The sequence below is a fragment of the Nocardioides panacisoli genome (genome assembly GCF_019448235.1).
GTDB classification, from domain to species: domain Bacteria; phylum Actinomycetota; class Actinomycetes; order Propionibacteriales; family Nocardioidaceae; genus Nocardioides; species Nocardioides panacisoli_A.
In genome coordinates this window covers 3,423,053-3,437,365 of sequence record NZ_CP080409.1, presented here as the reverse complement: position 1 = coordinate 3,437,365, position 14,313 = coordinate 3,423,053, and the positions used below count along the sequence as shown (strand labels likewise).

The window sequence follows — 14,313 nt, the reverse complement described above, 5'->3', positions numbered from 1 at the left end:
AGGCTGCTGAGCATGGCACGCGAACTGGTCGTGAAGGTCACCTGCGGCATCGAGGCCCCCGAGCGGGCCAACCAGGGCTTCACCGTGGCCGCCACCGCCGCCGCCTCCGGCGTGCCCGTCAGCCTCTGGCTCACCGGCGAGGCCGCCTGGCTCGCCGTGCCCGGGCGCGGACACCTCGACCTGCCCATGGCCACTCCCCTGCCCGAGCTGCTGCAGACCATCCTCGAACACGGCCACCTCACCGTCTGCGGGCAGTGCGCCGCCCGCCGCGAGCTCACCGAGGACGAGCTGCTCCCCGGCGCCCGTATCGCCGGCGCCAGCGCCTTCGTCGAGGAGTCGCTGCGCGAAGGCGTGCAGGCCCTCGTCTACTGACGGTGTACACGCGCCCGACATGACAGGTGTCCCGCCCGATCCGGGACCGAAAACCATGGCCGGCCCCGGCGAGGCCGCCTAGCGTCGAGGACGACCGTCCGCCCCGGGCGGCGAAGGGAGCACACCATGGCCGCCACGCCCACCCCGCGCACCGTCCGCGCCCGCATCCCCTGGTCCGTCGTCGGCGTCGTCACCGCCGCCGCGGCCCTGTGCGCCGCCGTCGCCTGGACCGCCTTCGTGCCCTTCGGCGGCGTCGAGCTCGCCGTCGAGCAGGGCGGCACCCGGCAGGAGGTCGGCCTCCCCGCCGTGCTCGCGACGAGTGTCATCGCCGCGGCCGCCGGCGGCGCACTGCTGCGCTGGTGGCAGGGCCGCAGTCCCCGCGCCACCCGGCACTGGACCGTGCTCGCCCTCCTCGTCACCCTCCTCTCCCTGCTCGGCCCCAGCGGAGCGGTCACCGCCGCCGCGGCCTCGTCGCTGCTCGCACTGCACGGCGTCGTCGCCGCCGTGGTCATCGTCGGCCTGCGGCGCGCCTCCGCGCTGCACGCCCCCGTTGCGTAGGCTCGCAGTGGCCGCCGGACCTCGCCGGCGAGCCTGACCGAGCAGCGACCACGCGTCCGGGAGCGGCGCGCGAGCGGGAGGCCTCCTTGTCCACGCGCGCGACCGCCGGGCTGCGAGGGTGGCTCACCGAGGTCCTCGGCCCCGGTCCCGAGCCGCCCGTGCCCTCCGCCGCCGCCCTGCGGCGCCGCCGGCTCGTCGCCATCGGCTGCCTGCTCGTCGGCTCCGGGCTCCTCGCCGCCCTGCTGCGCACCGAGACCGGCAGCCCGTGGTTCTACCCGCTCACCCTCGCGCTGGCCGTGCTGTGGACCACCGGCGCGTTCGCTTCCGGGCCGCTGCGCCTGGGCCGCGTCGCCGGTACGCCGGAACGCACCGGCCGCCGCCCCGTCGTCTCCGGGCTCACCTTCGGCGTCGCCCTCGTCGCCGTCTTCACCGCCGGCGGGCTCATCGTGCGGGAGATCCCCTGGCTCGAGCGGCAGGTCGGCTCCATCGCCGAACTCGCCCTCGCCGCCCGCGGCCCCGAACTCGTGCTGCTCGTCGCCGTCACCGCCATCAACGGCGTCGCCGAGGAACTCTTCTTCCGCGGTGCCCTCTTCGCCGCCCTCGGCCGCGACCCCATCATCTGGACCACGCTCGCCTACACCGCCGCCACGCTCGCCACCGGCAACGTGATGCTCGGCTTCGCCGCCGCCTTCCTCGGCGTCGTCACCGGCCTGCAGCGGCGCGCCTCCGGCGGAGTCCTCGCCCCGATCCTCACCCACTGCACGTGGTCGCTGGCGATGCTGTTCGTGCTGCCGTTGTTGTTCGGGTAGGTACGGCGGTTCGGGGGGTCTCGACAGGCTCGACCAGCGGGGGTCGGGTCCGGAGATCGGTTGCGGGGGTCTCGACACGGGACTCGCTGGCGCTCGCCCCGGCTCGACCAGCAAGGGCCGTGCAGGGGCCACGGGTCTCGACAGGCTCGACCAACGGCGCGCGGCTCGACCAACGGGGCGCGGCTCGACCAACGGGGCGCGGCTCGACCAACGGGTGGGTCAGACGGACTCGCCCTCGGCGAGGCGCTCGCCCAGGGCGCGGCGTACGGCCTCGGCGTAGGGCAGGGGGTCGCCGGGGACCACGTCGCGGATGGAGGTGTCGGAGACGATCACCTCGGTGCTCATCGAGTCGATGAGGTTGCGGCCGGTGGTGACGTCGACGTCGGTCACCAGCGCCAGCCAGTACGACGAGAGCCGCGGCGTCAGCACCGGCACCTTGATCATCGGCACCCGGCGGCCGCCGGTGGCGACCTCACTGGCGACGTTGAGCATCTCGAGGTAGGTCAGCACCTCCGGGCCGCCGATCTCGAAGACGCGGCCGCGCGCCTCCTCCTTGTCCGCCACGCCCACCAGGTACCGGACGGCGTCGTCGACCGCGACGGGCTGCGTGCGGGTGTCGACCCACCGCGGCACCACCATCGCCGGCAGGTTCTTCACCAGCTGGCGGGTCAACTCCCAGGAGATGCCGCCGTGTCCCACCACGATGCCGGCGCGCAGCACCGTCACCGGGACACCACCCTCACCGAGCAGGCCCTCCACCTCCCGGCGCGAGCGCAGGTGCGGCGAGAGCTCCTCGCCCTCCTCGCCCAGGCCACCGAGGTAGACGATCTGCTCGACGCCGACGTCGGCCGCCACCTTGCCGAAGGTGCGCGCGTTCTCGGCGTCGCGGTCCTCGAAGTCCTCCTGGTCCAGCGCGTGCACCAGGTAGTAGGCCACCCGCACGCCCTCCAGCGCACCGCGCAGCGAGTCGGCGTCGGAGACGTCGCCGAAGACGGGATCGCCGGACCCGGCGTAGTCGTCGGGCCGCCGGGTCATCGCCCGCACCTCGTGACCCGCCTCGATCAGGGACGGCACCAGGCGGCGCCCGATGAAGCCGGTCGCTCCGGTGACCAACACACGCGATCGTTCACTCACACCATCACCCTAGGCGGACGGCGAAGCGGCACTGCGAGAATCCCGCCATGCGCGCCGTCGTCCAACGAGTCAGCTCCGCCGCCGTCGACGTCGACGGCGAGACCGTCGGCGCCCTCGACGAGCCGGGCCTGCTGGTCTACCTCGGCATCACCCACACCGACGGCGCGGACGAGGTGGCCTGGCTCGCCCGCAAGGTCCACGGCCTGCGGATCCTGCGCGAGGAGCAGTCCGTCGCCGACACCGGCGCCCCCGTGCTGGTCGTCAGCCAGTTCACCCTCTACGGCGACGCCCGCAAGGGCCGACGCCCCTCCTGGGGCGCCGCAGCGCCGGGCGAGGCCAGCGAGCCCCTCTACGACGCCTTCTGCGCCGAGCTCGAGGCCCTCGGCACCCACGTCGAGCGGGGCGTCTTCGGCGCCATGATGGCCGTCTCCTCCACCAACGACGGCCCCTTCACCGTCTGGCTGGAACGCTAGAGCCGTGACCCGCACCCCGACCGTCCTCCTCGCCGCACTGCTGCTGGCGCTCACCGCCTGCTCCACGGCCGCCGAGAGCGAGCAGGCCGCCCAGGGCTCGTCGGCCGAGACCGCATCGGCCGACCCCGACCCGTCCGCCGCCGAGACCACCGCCGGCGACCCCGGATCCGGCGAGGAGTACGTCGCCCTCGGCGACTCCTACACCGCCGCCTTCCAGACCGGCCCCAGCGACGCCACCGACGGCTGCTACCGCTCCCGGGCCAACTACCCGCACCTCATCGCGGCCGAGACCGGCGCCACCCTCACCGACGTCAGCTGCGGCGGCGCCACCAGCCGCGCGCTCGCCAACCCGCAGCGCACCCTGGACGGCAACCAGGCGCCACCACAGTTCGACGCCCTGTCCGAGGACACCGACCTGGTCACGCTGCGCATCGGCGGCAACGACTTCGACCTCTTCACCACGCTGGCGCTGCAGTGCGTGCGCCTCGCCCAGCAGCAGCCCGAGGGCTCGCCGTGCCGCGAGGCCAACGCGCAGCTGCTGCAGCGTGTCGACGAGATCGAGCAGCGCCTGGCGAAGGCCATCGCGCAGATCAGTCGCCGCGCCCCCGGCGCGCAGGTGCTCGCCGTCGGCTACCCCGAGATCGTGCCGGCCAGCGGCCGGTGTGACCTGCTGCCGCTCGCCGAGGGCGACTACCCCTTCGCGCGCGAGCTCAACCTCGGCTTCAACGAGGCCCTGCGCGGTGCCGCCGAGGCGACCGGCGCGACGTACGTCGACGTGTTCGAGGCGACCAGCGGTCACCACATCTGCGCCGACGAGCCGTGGGTCGCCGGCGTCGAGGTGCCGCGCGGCAACGCGATCCCCTACCACCCCTACCCGGAGGAGCAGGAGGCCGCGGCCGAGGCCGTGCTCGCCGCGCTCGCGGAGTGAGTCCCGGCCGCGTCAGGCGCTGGCGCCGCGACCCGAGAGCCGCAGGCCGAGCAGGTACATCTCACAGCCCAGGCAGAAGCCGACCACCGCGTTGAGCAGCGCCGCCACCAGGGCGAAGCCGACCGCGACCTGGGCGAGCACCACGGCGCCGGCCAGGTAGCCGACCAGCGCCACGACGGTGAAGGCCAGGCCGACGGCCTGGGCGAACCGGGGCGGGCGGGCGTCCTCGGTCTCGGTCGGCGGCGAGAGCCGCGGCCGGATCACGGAGCGGAACACCAGGCCGGTCGGGGTCTGCTGCACGCCCGCTCCGACCCCGATGGCGAAGAACGCGGCCTGGAGGGCGATGAGCACGGTCGCGACGCCGGTGGGGCTCACCAGGGCCGCCGCGAGCAGGACAGCCGTGACGCCGGCGCTGAAGCGGGCGCCGCGGGGGTCGATCCGGGTCATCGTCGTACTCCGTGGGTCGGGGTGGGCTCAGGTGGCGGCCGGGATGGCGGCGAGCACCTGGTGGCGCTGCGGGGCGCCGGCGGCGCGGGTGAGCTCGGCGCCGGCGGCGTCGAGGACCAGCGTGGTCGGGGTGCGTTGCACCCCGAGGGCGCGCACCAGCTCGAGGTGGTGCTCGGCGTCGACCTCGACGTGGGCCACGCCGTCCTCGTTGGTGGCGACGTCGTCGAGCAGCACGCGGGTCGCGCGGCACGGCGCGCAGAACGCCGAGGAGAACTGGACGAACGTCGCCCGCTCACCCAGCTCGGCGCCGGGGACCGCGTCGGCGACGCGGTCGAAGACGGTCTCGACGGGCTCGGCCACCGGGGAGCGCGGCTCACGGGTCGCGGCGTGGACGGTGAAGCGACCGTCAGTGCGGGCGCGGTACGCCGCGAACCCGGCCGCGCCCAGCACGGCCAGTCCCAGGATCAGCAGTCCCGTGGTCACGTCGTCCTACTCCCCTTCCGTGGTCTCGAGGTCTCTCACCTCGACCACCGTGTGGTGGTTCCGTCCTCGGCCACCGTGTGGTGGCGCTGGGGGCAGAACCACCGGTGGTGGCGCCGGATTCCCGGCACCACCACCGGATGGGTCACACCTCGATGGTGACCTCGGCGACGTTGCCGGTGCCGGCCGTGACGGCACGGTCCACCGGGTCGGCCTTGGGGGCCAGCGTGCGCAGCGTCCAGTCGCCGTCGCCGGCGAAGAACCGGAAGTGGCCCGTCGCCGAGGTCGGGACCTCGGCGGTGAACTCGCCGGTCCGGTCCAGCAGCCGCACGTAGGCGCCCGGCAGCGGCTCACCGCCGCGGGTCACCTGGCCCTGGATGATGGCTTCCTTCTTGACGTCGATCCCGTCCAGCGACAGGCCGCCCTCGGTGGCGCCGCACATCAGGCGTCACCGGGCTCGTCGCCGAGCGCGACCGGCACGCCGACCAGCGAGCCGTACTCGGTCCAGGAGCCGTCGTAGTTCTTGACGTTGTCCTGGCCCAGCAGCTCCTTGAGCACGAACCAGGTGTGGCTGGAGCGCTCGCCGATGCGGCAGTAGGCGATGGTGTCCTTGCTCCAGTCGACGCCGGCCTCGGTGTAGATGTCCTTGAGCTCGTCGTCGGACTTGAAGGTGCCGTCGTCGTTGGCCGCCTTGCTCCACGGCACGCTGGCCGCGGTCGGGATGTGGCCCGCACGCTGCGCCTGCTCCTGCGGCAGGTGGGCGGGCGCCAGCAGCCGGCCGGCGAACTCGTCGGGCGAGCGCACGTCGACGAGGTTCTGCGTGCCGATGGCGGCGACGACCTCGTCGCGGTAGGCGCGGATCGAGCTGTCCTGCTCCTGCGCGGTGTAGGAGGTCTTCGCGCGGTCGGGCAGCTCGTCGGTCAGCTCGCGGGAGTCCAGCTCCCACTTCTTGCGGCCGCCGTCGAGCAGCTTCACGTCCTGGTGGCCGTAGAGCTTGAAGTACCAGTAGGCGTAGGCGGCGAACCAGTTGTTGTTGCCGCCGTAGAGCACGACCGTGTCGTCATTGCCGATGCCACGGTCGGAGAGCAGCTGCTCGAACTGCTCCTTGCTGACGAAGTCGCGGCGGACCTGGTCCTGGAGGTCGGTGGTCCAGTCGAGCTTGATGGCGCCCTTGATGTGGCCCTTGTCGTAGGCGCTGGTGTCCTCGTCGACCTCGACGAGGACGATCTTGTCGTTGTCGAGGTTGTCCTCCACCCACTGGGCGGAGACGAGCGTGTTCTCGCGGCTCATGGAGATTCCTTCGTGAGAGTTGCAGGGTGAACTGGCATGGCGTGCGCGGGCGCAGCGGTGGCAGGCGTCCGCGCGGGGAGCGGTCGCGACCGCGGATCACTCCGGAGGCCTCGAGGCGCGCACGCGGCGGCCCCTCGTACCTCGACCACCGGGGGTGGGGTCGCTGGCTCAGCGACGACAGAGAGCCGAGCTCACGCGGCAGTGGTCCACTGCGCGGCGCTTGGTGAGCATGATCGTCGGCATGCGGTCCACACTAGGACGGCGTACGCCGGAATCCCAGCCGGCTTCTCGCATTGCGAGACGCGTGTCCGCATTGTGGGATCAGCAGGCCGAGCGCACCGTGCGCGACGCCGACCCGGGCGTCGCTCCCGGGGTCACGAAGAGCTCGGGGGCACCGACCTGCCCCCGCGCCCCGCGCATCCGGAAGCTGATCTCCCGGCTCTCCTGCGGGTCCAGCAGCACGCTCACCGTCGCGACCTCGCGTCCCCGGTAGGTCTGCACCGCGGGAGCTCCCGACCGTCCGGCCCCCAGGCCCAGCTCGACCACCTCTCCCCCGACCGGGGACATCAGGTAGGCCACGACCAGCTGCTGCCCGTCCTCGACGCGGCGGCGCTCCTTCGGGTAGCCGACCACCGCCGGCGGCAGCGCCGCCACCTCGGGCGGACTGTCGTTGACCAGGGTCGCGGCGCCGGACAGCTCCTGCACCCCACCCACGCACGAGGACGCCGCCAGGCTCGCGTCGTAGCGCAGGTAGTAGGACATCTTCGTCTCGCCCGCGTCGTTGAGGTAGAGCCCGGCACGCGGCCGGTCCTCCTCGGTCGCCGCGAGCTCCCCGGCGATCTGCGTGCCCGTGATCACCCGCTGGTCCCGCGCGACGAAGCTGTGCATCCGCACGCGTCCCTCCGCCACCGCCGTCGCGAGGCCACGGATGACGGCGGCCGGTCGGCCCCGACCGTCGGTGAACGCCTCGAAGACCGCCTCGGCGACGGCGTTCTGGTAGTCGGAGTGGACGTCGCGGCTCGGGTTCTGGACGTAGACCTGGTGCTCGACCTGCGCCACCACCGTGGCCGCCGCGACACCGCCGTACCCGGGCACCGCCACCGGCCCGGTCGCGCCGAGCAGGTAGGACACGGTCACCGGGTCCACGAGGAAGACCCCGTCGATCGACCCGCCGACCTCCTGCTCCCACCGGGCGCGGATCAGGTCCGCACTGCGCGGCACGTCCGGAGTCAGGGTCGCGTTGACCCCGACGGTGCCGAGCACGGACCCGAAGATCGACCGCTCCTCCGCGGCCAGCGGCAGCACCGGCGTCGGATTGCCCTGGATGTCGGCCATGTCGACCTGCTCCACGATCTCCACGCGACCGTCCTCGGCGTGGATGCGCGAGATCGAGCCCGGCAGGCCACCGGAGCTGCGCAGCTCGGCGTTGTTCTGCATCACCAGCAGGTAGTCCCGCGGACCGTCGGCGCCCAGCAGGGACGGCATGAGCCGCGCGGCGCGGTGCGCGGCGTCCAGCGTGGCGGCGGCGTCGTCGACCAACTGCCGCAGCGCGTCGACGCGGCGCCACACCGGTCCGACCAACCCGTCGGACTCCACCTGCTCCAGCCGTACGCCGGCCGCGGCGAAGGCGTCCTCGCTGCGGCCCGCGGGCTCGCGCAGCGCGGCGATCCGCTCCAGCGGGAAGACACCGTCGCTGGGGTGGAAGCTGCGGGCGCGGAGGTCGTTCGCGGCCACCGCGAGCGGCTCCAGCCCGTCCCCGCCGATGTCGGCCAGCACCTCCGCGACCACGGCCACCGCCGCCGCGTCGTCCCCGACGACCGGGAGCGCCTCGGCGGTGTGCCACACCGGGCCGTCGGTGCCGTCCGCGGCGCCCTGCGCGGCCTCCTGGTAGCGGTCCAGTGCCTCCCGCGCGCCCTCGGTGTCGCCGCGCACCAGCGCGGCACGCATGATCTGCGCGCTCCGCTCGACCTCGCCCAGGTCCTGCGCGACGCTGACGACACGCCACAGCGACCAGGCGCCGGCGAGCAGCACCAGCACCGCGACGGCGCCCAGCACGGGGAGCAGCGGGCGCTCCCGCGCGAGCCGCTTGAGCCGACGCAGTCCCCGCGTGCGGCGGCGACGGCGTACCTCGGGCGACATCAACCCTCCATGAGTCCGGATCGGATCGGCCGCATTCCGGCATGCTGGAGCACCGCGGGCCGCGCGTGGCCTAGTATCCAGCAGGCACGGCCCCGCTGTCGACGACCACCGCGAATGCAAGGGCAGAGTTTTGGACCTCAAGCAGTTCCTCCAGGTACTGCGCCGCCGCTGGCGCAGCATCGTCGCCATGGTGCTCCTGGCCCTGACCGTCAGCGCCGTCATCACCTTCGTGGTGATGAAGACCGAGTACGAGTCCAAGTCGCGGATCTTCATCAGCGTCGACGTCAGCAACGCGACCGAGTCCTTCTCGGCCCTCTACTTCGCCAACAACCGCGCCGCGTCCTACGCCGACCTGGCCAAGAGCTCCGAGCTCTCCCAGCGGGTCATCGACTCCCTGGACCTGCAGATGACCGCCGAGGAGCTCTCGGACAACATCTCCGCCACCGTCATCGAGAACACCTCGCTGATCGAGGTCACCGTCCGTGACAGCGAGCCGCGGCGCGCCCAGACCATCGCCGACGTCGCCACCGACGCCTTCACCGACTACATCGCCGAGCTGGAGTCCCCCGGCGGCGACGGCGCCGACTCCCAGGTCACCGCCCAGGTGACCGACCGGCCCAGCTACAACCCCGACCAGGTGAGCCCGATGACGGTCATCAACCTGGTCGCGGCGAGCCTGATCGGTCTCGTCGCCGGCGTCGGCCTCGCGATCGCCCGCGAACTGCTCGACCGCACCGTCCGCACCGCCGACCACGTCGCCGAGGTCACCGACAGCCCGGTGCTGGCGAGCATCGGGTACGACGGGGACCTCCGCAAGTCGCCCGTCCTCACCGACCTCGGCGGCTTCGCCGCCCGCACCGAGGCCTTCCGCCTGCTGCGCACCAACCTGCGCTTCATCGACCTCGACCACCAGCCGCGCTGCATCGTCATCAGCTCCGCCGTGCCCGGCGAGGGCAAGACCGTGACGTCGACCAACCTCGCCGTGGCGCTCGCCCAGACCGGCCGGCGTACGCTCATCATCGACGCGGACCTGCGCCGCCCGCGGGTCGCGAGCACGCTCGGGCTCGACCCGGCCGTCGGCATGACGACCGCGCTGGTCGGCAAGACCGAGATCGACGACGCGATCCAGATCCACGAGCCCAGCGGCCTGCACGTGCTGGCCAGCGGCGCGAAGCCGCCGAACCCGACCGAGATCCTGCAGTCGAAGATCACCCAGGACCTCATCCGCCGCCTGCGCGGCTCCTACGACATCGTCATCATCGACGCGCCGCCGCTGCTGCCGGTCGCCGACGCCTCGGTGCTCGCCACGCTGGCCGACGGCCTGATCATGGTCATCCGCCACGGCAAGACCACGCGGGACCAGGTCGAGGAGGCCGCGCACCGCATCGAGCGGGTCGCCGGCAAGCTCTACGGCGTCGTGGTCAACATGGTCGCCAAGCGCGCGGTCGGTTCCTACTATTACTACTACTACGAGGAGACGGCACCGAGCCGCGACCTCAAGCGCAAGCCGAAGGACAAGGCCGCCTCCGCCGAGGGCGGCGAGGAGCCGACCGGCCGCCGGGCCAAGAAGGCCGGCAAGCGGGTCTCAACCTGACTTCTGCACGAACACCATCAGCGTCGACGCCCACCGCGGCGGCGTGAGGCGGTCCACCAGCTGCGCCGCACGCCACGCCGGCACCGAGGAGCCGAAGTAGCGCGGCTCGGAGTTGTGGCCGTAGACCAGCAGCCGGTGCGGCTCGGGGAAGAGCCGCGCCAGGTCGCCGCGGGTGTTCATGGCGTAGCGCACCGGGAAGACGTCCTCGGCCAGCCGCTCGGGCTGGAGGCGCCGCAGCACGCGGGTGTGCAGCGTGTTGGGCACCGCCCGGGCCCCCACCCCGATGACGCCCCACTTGTTGGGCGTGCGGGCGGCCAGCCAGCCGCCCGGCTTGAGCACCCGCAGCAGCTCCGCCGACACCGACGGCGCGTCCTCGGCCGAGACGTGCTCGAGCACGTAGTCGGCCACGGCCAGGTCGAAGGTGGCGTCGTCGTACGGGATCGGCGCGCCGGGCTCGATCAGCCGCGCCTCGGCCAGCGAGGGGTTGTCCTCCACCACCGGGTCGACGTCGACACCGACGACGCGCCCGACCCGCTCGTGGATGGCGCGCAGGTGACGGTGGAAGCCGGCCATCTCGTACTGCCAGGCGCCGCGACCGGCGCCGAAGTCGAGCACCACGCTGTCCTCGGCGAGCAGCGCGTTGACCCGGTTGTAGAACTCGACGAAGCCGTCGTAGCGGGTGAACCCGCCCGCGGCGACCTCCGGGTAGAGCCGCGCCAGTACGTCGTCGCGGTCGGCGCCGTTCGCCATGGGCTCCTCCTCGGGCCGCTGCGGGCCACTCCTCGATCCGGTCACCGGTCCTCCATCAGGTCGTCCAGGGCCGCCTCGACCCGCTCCGGCGGGATCGAGACGTCGTCCAGTACGCCGACCATCGGCCGCCCCTCGCGGCTGGGGCCGTCCGCCACCAGGTAGCGGTAGTCGAGCCCGACGGCGTCGGCGATGGTCCACAGCCCCAGGTGCACGTACGTCGCCGCGAACAGCTCCAGGACCTTGGTGCCGGGGCGGCAGAAGGTCAGGTTGGTCAGCCCCGCGCCGTGCGGGGCGAGGATGACCTCGGCACCGGCGAAGGTGTCGATCTGCTCCTGCACGCTGAGCGACCCCGGGTCGAGCGAGACGAAGCCGCGGCGCTCCAGGCGCGGCCACAGCGCGGCCTCCTCGACGTAGCGCCGACTGGCGGGCTGCTGGCCGCGGGAGAGGTAGAGCCGCCGCGGGGTGTCGGTGCGCCCGGAGGGCGGCAGCCGCTCCCGCAGCCAGTTCGTGACCCAGTGCGGGGCCGCAAGGTCCTGGTTGGGCGTGCTCGGCACCAGCAGCCGGTCCGCGCGGTAGGTCCGGTCCGCACGCGGCTGCAGGTGGGGGCCGGGCACGCCGGCGAGCTCGAGCAGCTGCCGCTGGTAGCCGGCCGCGTGCGGCACGACGACGGCGTCGACCGACACGTCGGGCAGGCACTCGCGGAAGATGCCGTAGCGGGCCAGCGCGTCGTAGAGGAAGTGGTAGTAGTTGCCGGTCGTGCCGCGCGTGGTCAGGCTCAGCACGGTGCCCGGGACGTGCTCGACCGGTGGCAGCCGGGGCGCGAGGAAGACCGGGTGCTCCCGCCAGCCGGAGAGGCCGAAGTAGCCACTGGACTGGTAGTCCAGCACGCCGCCGGGCGTCACCGTCGCGCCCCACTCCCCGACCAGCCGGCCGTCGGTGACCTCCAGCGTGTAGCGCGCCGGCACCGTGTCGCGCTCACCGGCGACGAAGACCCAGTGCTGCGGCGGCGACCCCACGGCCGGCCCGCGGCGCAGCTCCTCCGCCGGACCACCCGCGTGCAGCGTCACCGCGTCGGGCTCACCCGCCACCGTCGCGGTCGACTCCTCGGTCGCGGTCCGCGGCACCGCGCGCTCGCCCGCCACCGGACCGAGGCGACGGAACAGGACGCCGCCGAGGTGGGCCAGCAGCCGGTGCAGGCGCTTGAGCAGCGGCCACAGCGGCTGCAGGCGCGGCGGGATGCGGCTCATCGGCCCACCAGCCGACGCACCAGCCGCCACGCCACCGGGTGCGACACCACACGACGTACGAGCGCCCGCAGCCACAGCGGACGGATCAACCGCCGCGCCAGCCGCGACAGCCGGCCGTCGGTGCGCAGCAGCACCAGCTCCAGCTCCTGCTCCACCGCCCGGTTGAGCCGCACCTCGGGCGGGTGCCGCAGCGGGAACGCCAGCGAACGAGCAGGGTCGGGATCCTTGTCGGCCCGGGTGTGGGTCGCCCCCTCGCCGTAGCCGTCGTGCTCGACCAGGTTGACCTCCGGCATCACCGAGAGGCCGCTGCGCGACATGATCGTCACCCACCAGTGGTGGTCCCAGCCGTGCCGGTCGCCGTCCTGCTCCCCCGCCACGAAGGTGAAGTGGCGCCGCGCCGCCTCGGTCACCAGCGCGTCGGGAGCCGGCACCGCCGGGGTCGTACGCCGCGCATCGGCCGTGCGCGGGACCTGGGCGACGCGCTGCTCGGCGCCGGCGTGGTCCCGGTCGAACTCCGCGCGGTGGGCGTGCCACCGGTCGGCCCAGGTGGCCCAGCCCCACACGCTCGCCCAGGTGCTGAAGGCGTAGCTGTGTCCCTCGTACATCTCGGTCGGGACGTGGTGGGTGTCGCCGCCGATCTGCCACACCCGCGGCTCGTCGGCGTAGCGGTCCAGCAGCTCCGCGCAGTAGCGGAAGAAGGACGGGTCGGGGATGCAGTCGTCCTCGAGCACGATCGCCCGGTCGACCCGGGAGAACACCCAGTCCAGCCCCAGCTCGACGTTCGCCTCCAGGCCCAGGTTGGCGTCGGCGTACCTCCGCTCGACCTCGCAGGGCCAGTCGACCTGCTCCAGCACGTCCCGCACCTCGGCGCACCGCTGCGCCTCCTCGGGACGGTCCGGGCGGGGGCCGTCGGCGACGAGGAAGAGCCGCGTGGGCCGGGCGGCACGGATCGCGGCGAGGTTGCGGCGCGTCACGTCTGGGCGCCGGAAGGCGATGAGCACGACCGGCGTGTGCAGCGCGTCGGCGTGCTCAGCCACGGTCGGCACTCCTTCGGGTGAGCCGCGCCGAGAGCCGGGCGGCGCTGAGGGCGGGGCCGCTGTTGACCGCCGCGCGGGCGACCCGGCGCAGTCTAGGCGAGCGGATGACCCGCCGGGCCAGCTGCGCGGCCGGGCCACCGATGCGGTTCAGGTGCAGCTCGAGCTCGCGCTCCACGCCCTCGTCGAGCGCGACCGCGGCGGGGTGGCGCAGCGGGAAGCCCATCGGCGTGGCCGGGTCGTCGCGGCGACCCGCCGAGCTGGTGTGGGTGGCGTCCTCGCCGAACCCGCGGTTCTCCACGAGGTTGGCCGCAGGTGTGACCGAGAGGCCGCCGGCGGCCATGATCGTGAGCCACCAGTGCTTGTCCCAGCCGTGCGTGACGACATCGTCGGAGCGGGCCGCCTCCGCGAAGTGGCGCCGGCCGCCCCGGGTCACCAGCGTCCCCGGTTGCGGCTCGGCCGGCTCGCGCCGCACCGGGGCGTCACCGGCGTCGGTGGCCGAGCGGCGCACGTGGTCGCGCGGGAAGACCGCACGGTGGCGCTGCCACCGGTCGGCCCACGTGGCCCAGCCCCACACGCTCGCCCAGGTACTGAAGGCGTAGCTGTCGCCGTGGAACATTCCGGGCGGCACGCCGTGGCGGTTGCCCGCGACCTGCCACACCCGGGCGTCGTCGCGGTAGCGCTCCAGCAGCTCCTCGGCGAACCGGAAGAACGTGGGGTCCGGCGTGCAGTCGTCCTCGAGCACGATCGCCCGGTCGACCCGGGAGAACACCCAGTCCAGCCCCAGCTCGACGTTCGCCTCCAGGCCGAGGTTCGCTGCGGCGTACCTCCGCTCGACCTCGCAGGGCCAGTCGACCCGCTCCAGCACCGCCCGCGTCTCCGCGCACAACGCGTCCTCGCCGGGGCGGTCCGGACGCGGGCCGTCGGCGACGACGAGGAGCCGCTGCGGCGCGGCGGCGCGGACCGCGGCCAGGGTGCGCTCGGCCAGCCGGGGTCGGTTGAACGCGATCACCACGACAGGGGTCTGGAGCACGCAGGGATCCTCTCGCAGGGGTCGT

The 14,313-nt window shown here is 73.5% G+C and carries 17 protein-coding genes; 6 read left to right on the top strand and 11 right to left on the bottom strand.

What is annotated here, in order from left to right; translation table 11 throughout:
- Positions 1-12 precede the first annotated feature (12 nt).
- The 3 genes from KUV85_RS16790 (at position 13) to KUV85_RS16780 (ending at position 1,739) form a co-directional block, all read left to right on the top strand.
- Positions 13-372 carry a DsrE family protein gene (locus KUV85_RS16790; protein WP_219961030.1) on the top strand — a complete coding sequence of 120 codons (360 nt, stop codon included), beginning with the start codon at positions 13-15 and terminating at the stop codon, positions 370-372.
- A 126-nt stretch (positions 373-498) separates the two neighbouring features.
- Positions 499-930, top strand: coding sequence for a DUF6069 family protein (locus KUV85_RS16785; protein WP_219961029.1), 432 nt, complete (start codon positions 499-501; stop codon positions 928-930).
- Between the two features lie 86 nt (positions 931-1,016).
- Positions 1,017-1,739, top strand: a complete 723-nt coding sequence (locus KUV85_RS16780; RefSeq protein ID WP_219961028.1) for a CPBP family intramembrane glutamic endopeptidase — start codon at positions 1,017-1,019, stop codon at positions 1,737-1,739.
- A gap of 219 nt (positions 1,740-1,958) precedes the next feature.
- Here KUV85_RS16780 and KUV85_RS16775 read toward each other — a convergent pair whose 3' ends face one another.
- Positions 1,959-2,873, bottom strand: a complete 915-nt coding sequence (locus tag KUV85_RS16775; RefSeq protein WP_219961027.1) for an NAD(P)H-binding protein — start codon at positions 2,871-2,873, stop codon at positions 1,959-1,961.
- Between the two features lie 47 nt (positions 2,874-2,920).
- Here KUV85_RS16775 and dtd point away from each other — a divergent pair, with 47 nt between their 5' ends.
- Both dtd and KUV85_RS16765 read left to right on the top strand, forming a co-directional pair.
- Positions 2,921-3,346: a D-aminoacyl-tRNA deacylase gene (gene dtd, locus KUV85_RS16770; protein WP_219961026.1), complete on the top strand. Its 426-nt coding sequence runs from the start codon at positions 2,921-2,923 to the stop codon at positions 3,344-3,346.
- A gap of 4 nt (positions 3,347-3,350) precedes the next feature.
- On the top strand, positions 3,351-4,274 hold the full coding sequence (locus KUV85_RS16765) for an SGNH/GDSL hydrolase family protein (RefSeq protein WP_219961025.1): 924 nt from the start codon (positions 3,351-3,353) through the stop codon (positions 4,272-4,274).
- 12 nt (positions 4,275-4,286) lie between these two features.
- Here the strand turns inward: KUV85_RS16765 and KUV85_RS16760 are convergent, their stop codons facing one another.
- The 6 genes from KUV85_RS16760 to KUV85_RS16740 all read right to left on the bottom strand — a co-directional run bounded on the left by KUV85_RS16760 (position 4,287) and on the right by KUV85_RS16740 (position 8,630).
- A complete protein-coding gene (locus KUV85_RS16760) occupies positions 4,287-4,721 on the bottom strand; it encodes a DUF4395 domain-containing protein (RefSeq protein ID WP_219961024.1) in 435 nt (144 codons plus the stop codon).
- A gap of 27 nt (positions 4,722-4,748) precedes the next feature.
- Positions 4,749-5,204 (bottom strand): TlpA family protein disulfide reductase, encoded by a 456-nt coding sequence (locus KUV85_RS16755; protein ID WP_219961023.1) that lies wholly within the window; start codon positions 5,202-5,204, stop codon positions 4,749-4,751.
- A 142-nt stretch (positions 5,205-5,346) separates the two neighbouring features.
- Positions 5,347-5,643, bottom strand: a complete 297-nt coding sequence (locus tag KUV85_RS16750; protein ID WP_219961022.1) for a DUF1416 domain-containing protein — start codon at positions 5,641-5,643, stop codon at positions 5,347-5,349.
- Positions 5,643-6,491, bottom strand: a complete 849-nt coding sequence (locus KUV85_RS16745; RefSeq protein ID WP_219961021.1) for a sulfurtransferase — start codon at positions 6,489-6,491, stop codon at positions 5,643-5,645. The genes KUV85_RS16750 and KUV85_RS16745 overlap by 1 nt, the downstream gene beginning before the upstream one ends.
- 168 nt (positions 6,492-6,659) lie before the next feature.
- Complete coding sequence (locus KUV85_RS17705; RefSeq protein WP_425299408.1) at positions 6,660-6,722, bottom strand: putative leader peptide; 63 nt, start codon at positions 6,720-6,722, stop codon at positions 6,660-6,662.
- 90 nt (positions 6,723-6,812) lie between these two features.
- Positions 6,813-8,630: a DUF4012 domain-containing protein gene (locus tag KUV85_RS16740; protein ID WP_219961020.1), complete on the bottom strand. Its 1,818-nt coding sequence runs from the start codon at positions 8,628-8,630 to the stop codon at positions 6,813-6,815.
- Between the two features lie 130 nt (positions 8,631-8,760).
- Between KUV85_RS16740 and KUV85_RS16735 the strand changes: the two genes are divergently transcribed.
- Positions 8,761-10,224, top strand: coding sequence for a polysaccharide biosynthesis tyrosine autokinase (locus tag KUV85_RS16735; RefSeq protein WP_219961019.1), 1,464 nt, complete (start codon positions 8,761-8,763; stop codon positions 10,222-10,224).
- Here KUV85_RS16735 and KUV85_RS16730 read toward each other — a convergent pair.
- The 4 genes from KUV85_RS16730 to KUV85_RS16715 are packed head-to-tail and all read right to left on the bottom strand — an operon-like array spanning position 10,216 to position 14,288.
- A complete protein-coding gene (locus KUV85_RS16730) occupies positions 10,216-10,974 on the bottom strand; it encodes a class I SAM-dependent methyltransferase (protein WP_219961018.1) in 759 nt (252 codons plus the stop codon). The two genes, KUV85_RS16735 and KUV85_RS16730, sit on opposite strands and share 9 nt — an antisense overlap.
- A 41-nt stretch (positions 10,975-11,015) precedes the next feature.
- Positions 11,016-12,221 carry a glycosyltransferase family 61 protein gene (locus KUV85_RS16725; RefSeq protein ID WP_219961017.1) on the bottom strand — a complete coding sequence of 402 codons (1,206 nt, stop codon included), beginning with the start codon at positions 12,219-12,221 and terminating at the stop codon, positions 11,016-11,018.
- Entirely contained in the window at positions 12,218-13,258 is a 1,041-nt protein-coding gene (locus KUV85_RS16720; protein ID WP_219961016.1) for a hypothetical protein, read from the bottom strand. The genes KUV85_RS16725 and KUV85_RS16720 overlap by 4 nt, the downstream gene beginning before the upstream one ends.
- On the bottom strand, positions 13,251-14,288 hold the full coding sequence (locus KUV85_RS16715; RefSeq protein ID WP_219961015.1) for a glycosyltransferase family 2 protein: 1,038 nt from the start codon (positions 14,286-14,288) through the stop codon (positions 13,251-13,253). The genes KUV85_RS16720 and KUV85_RS16715 overlap by 8 nt, the downstream gene beginning before the upstream one ends.
- Positions 14,289-14,313: the final 25 nt, after the last annotated feature.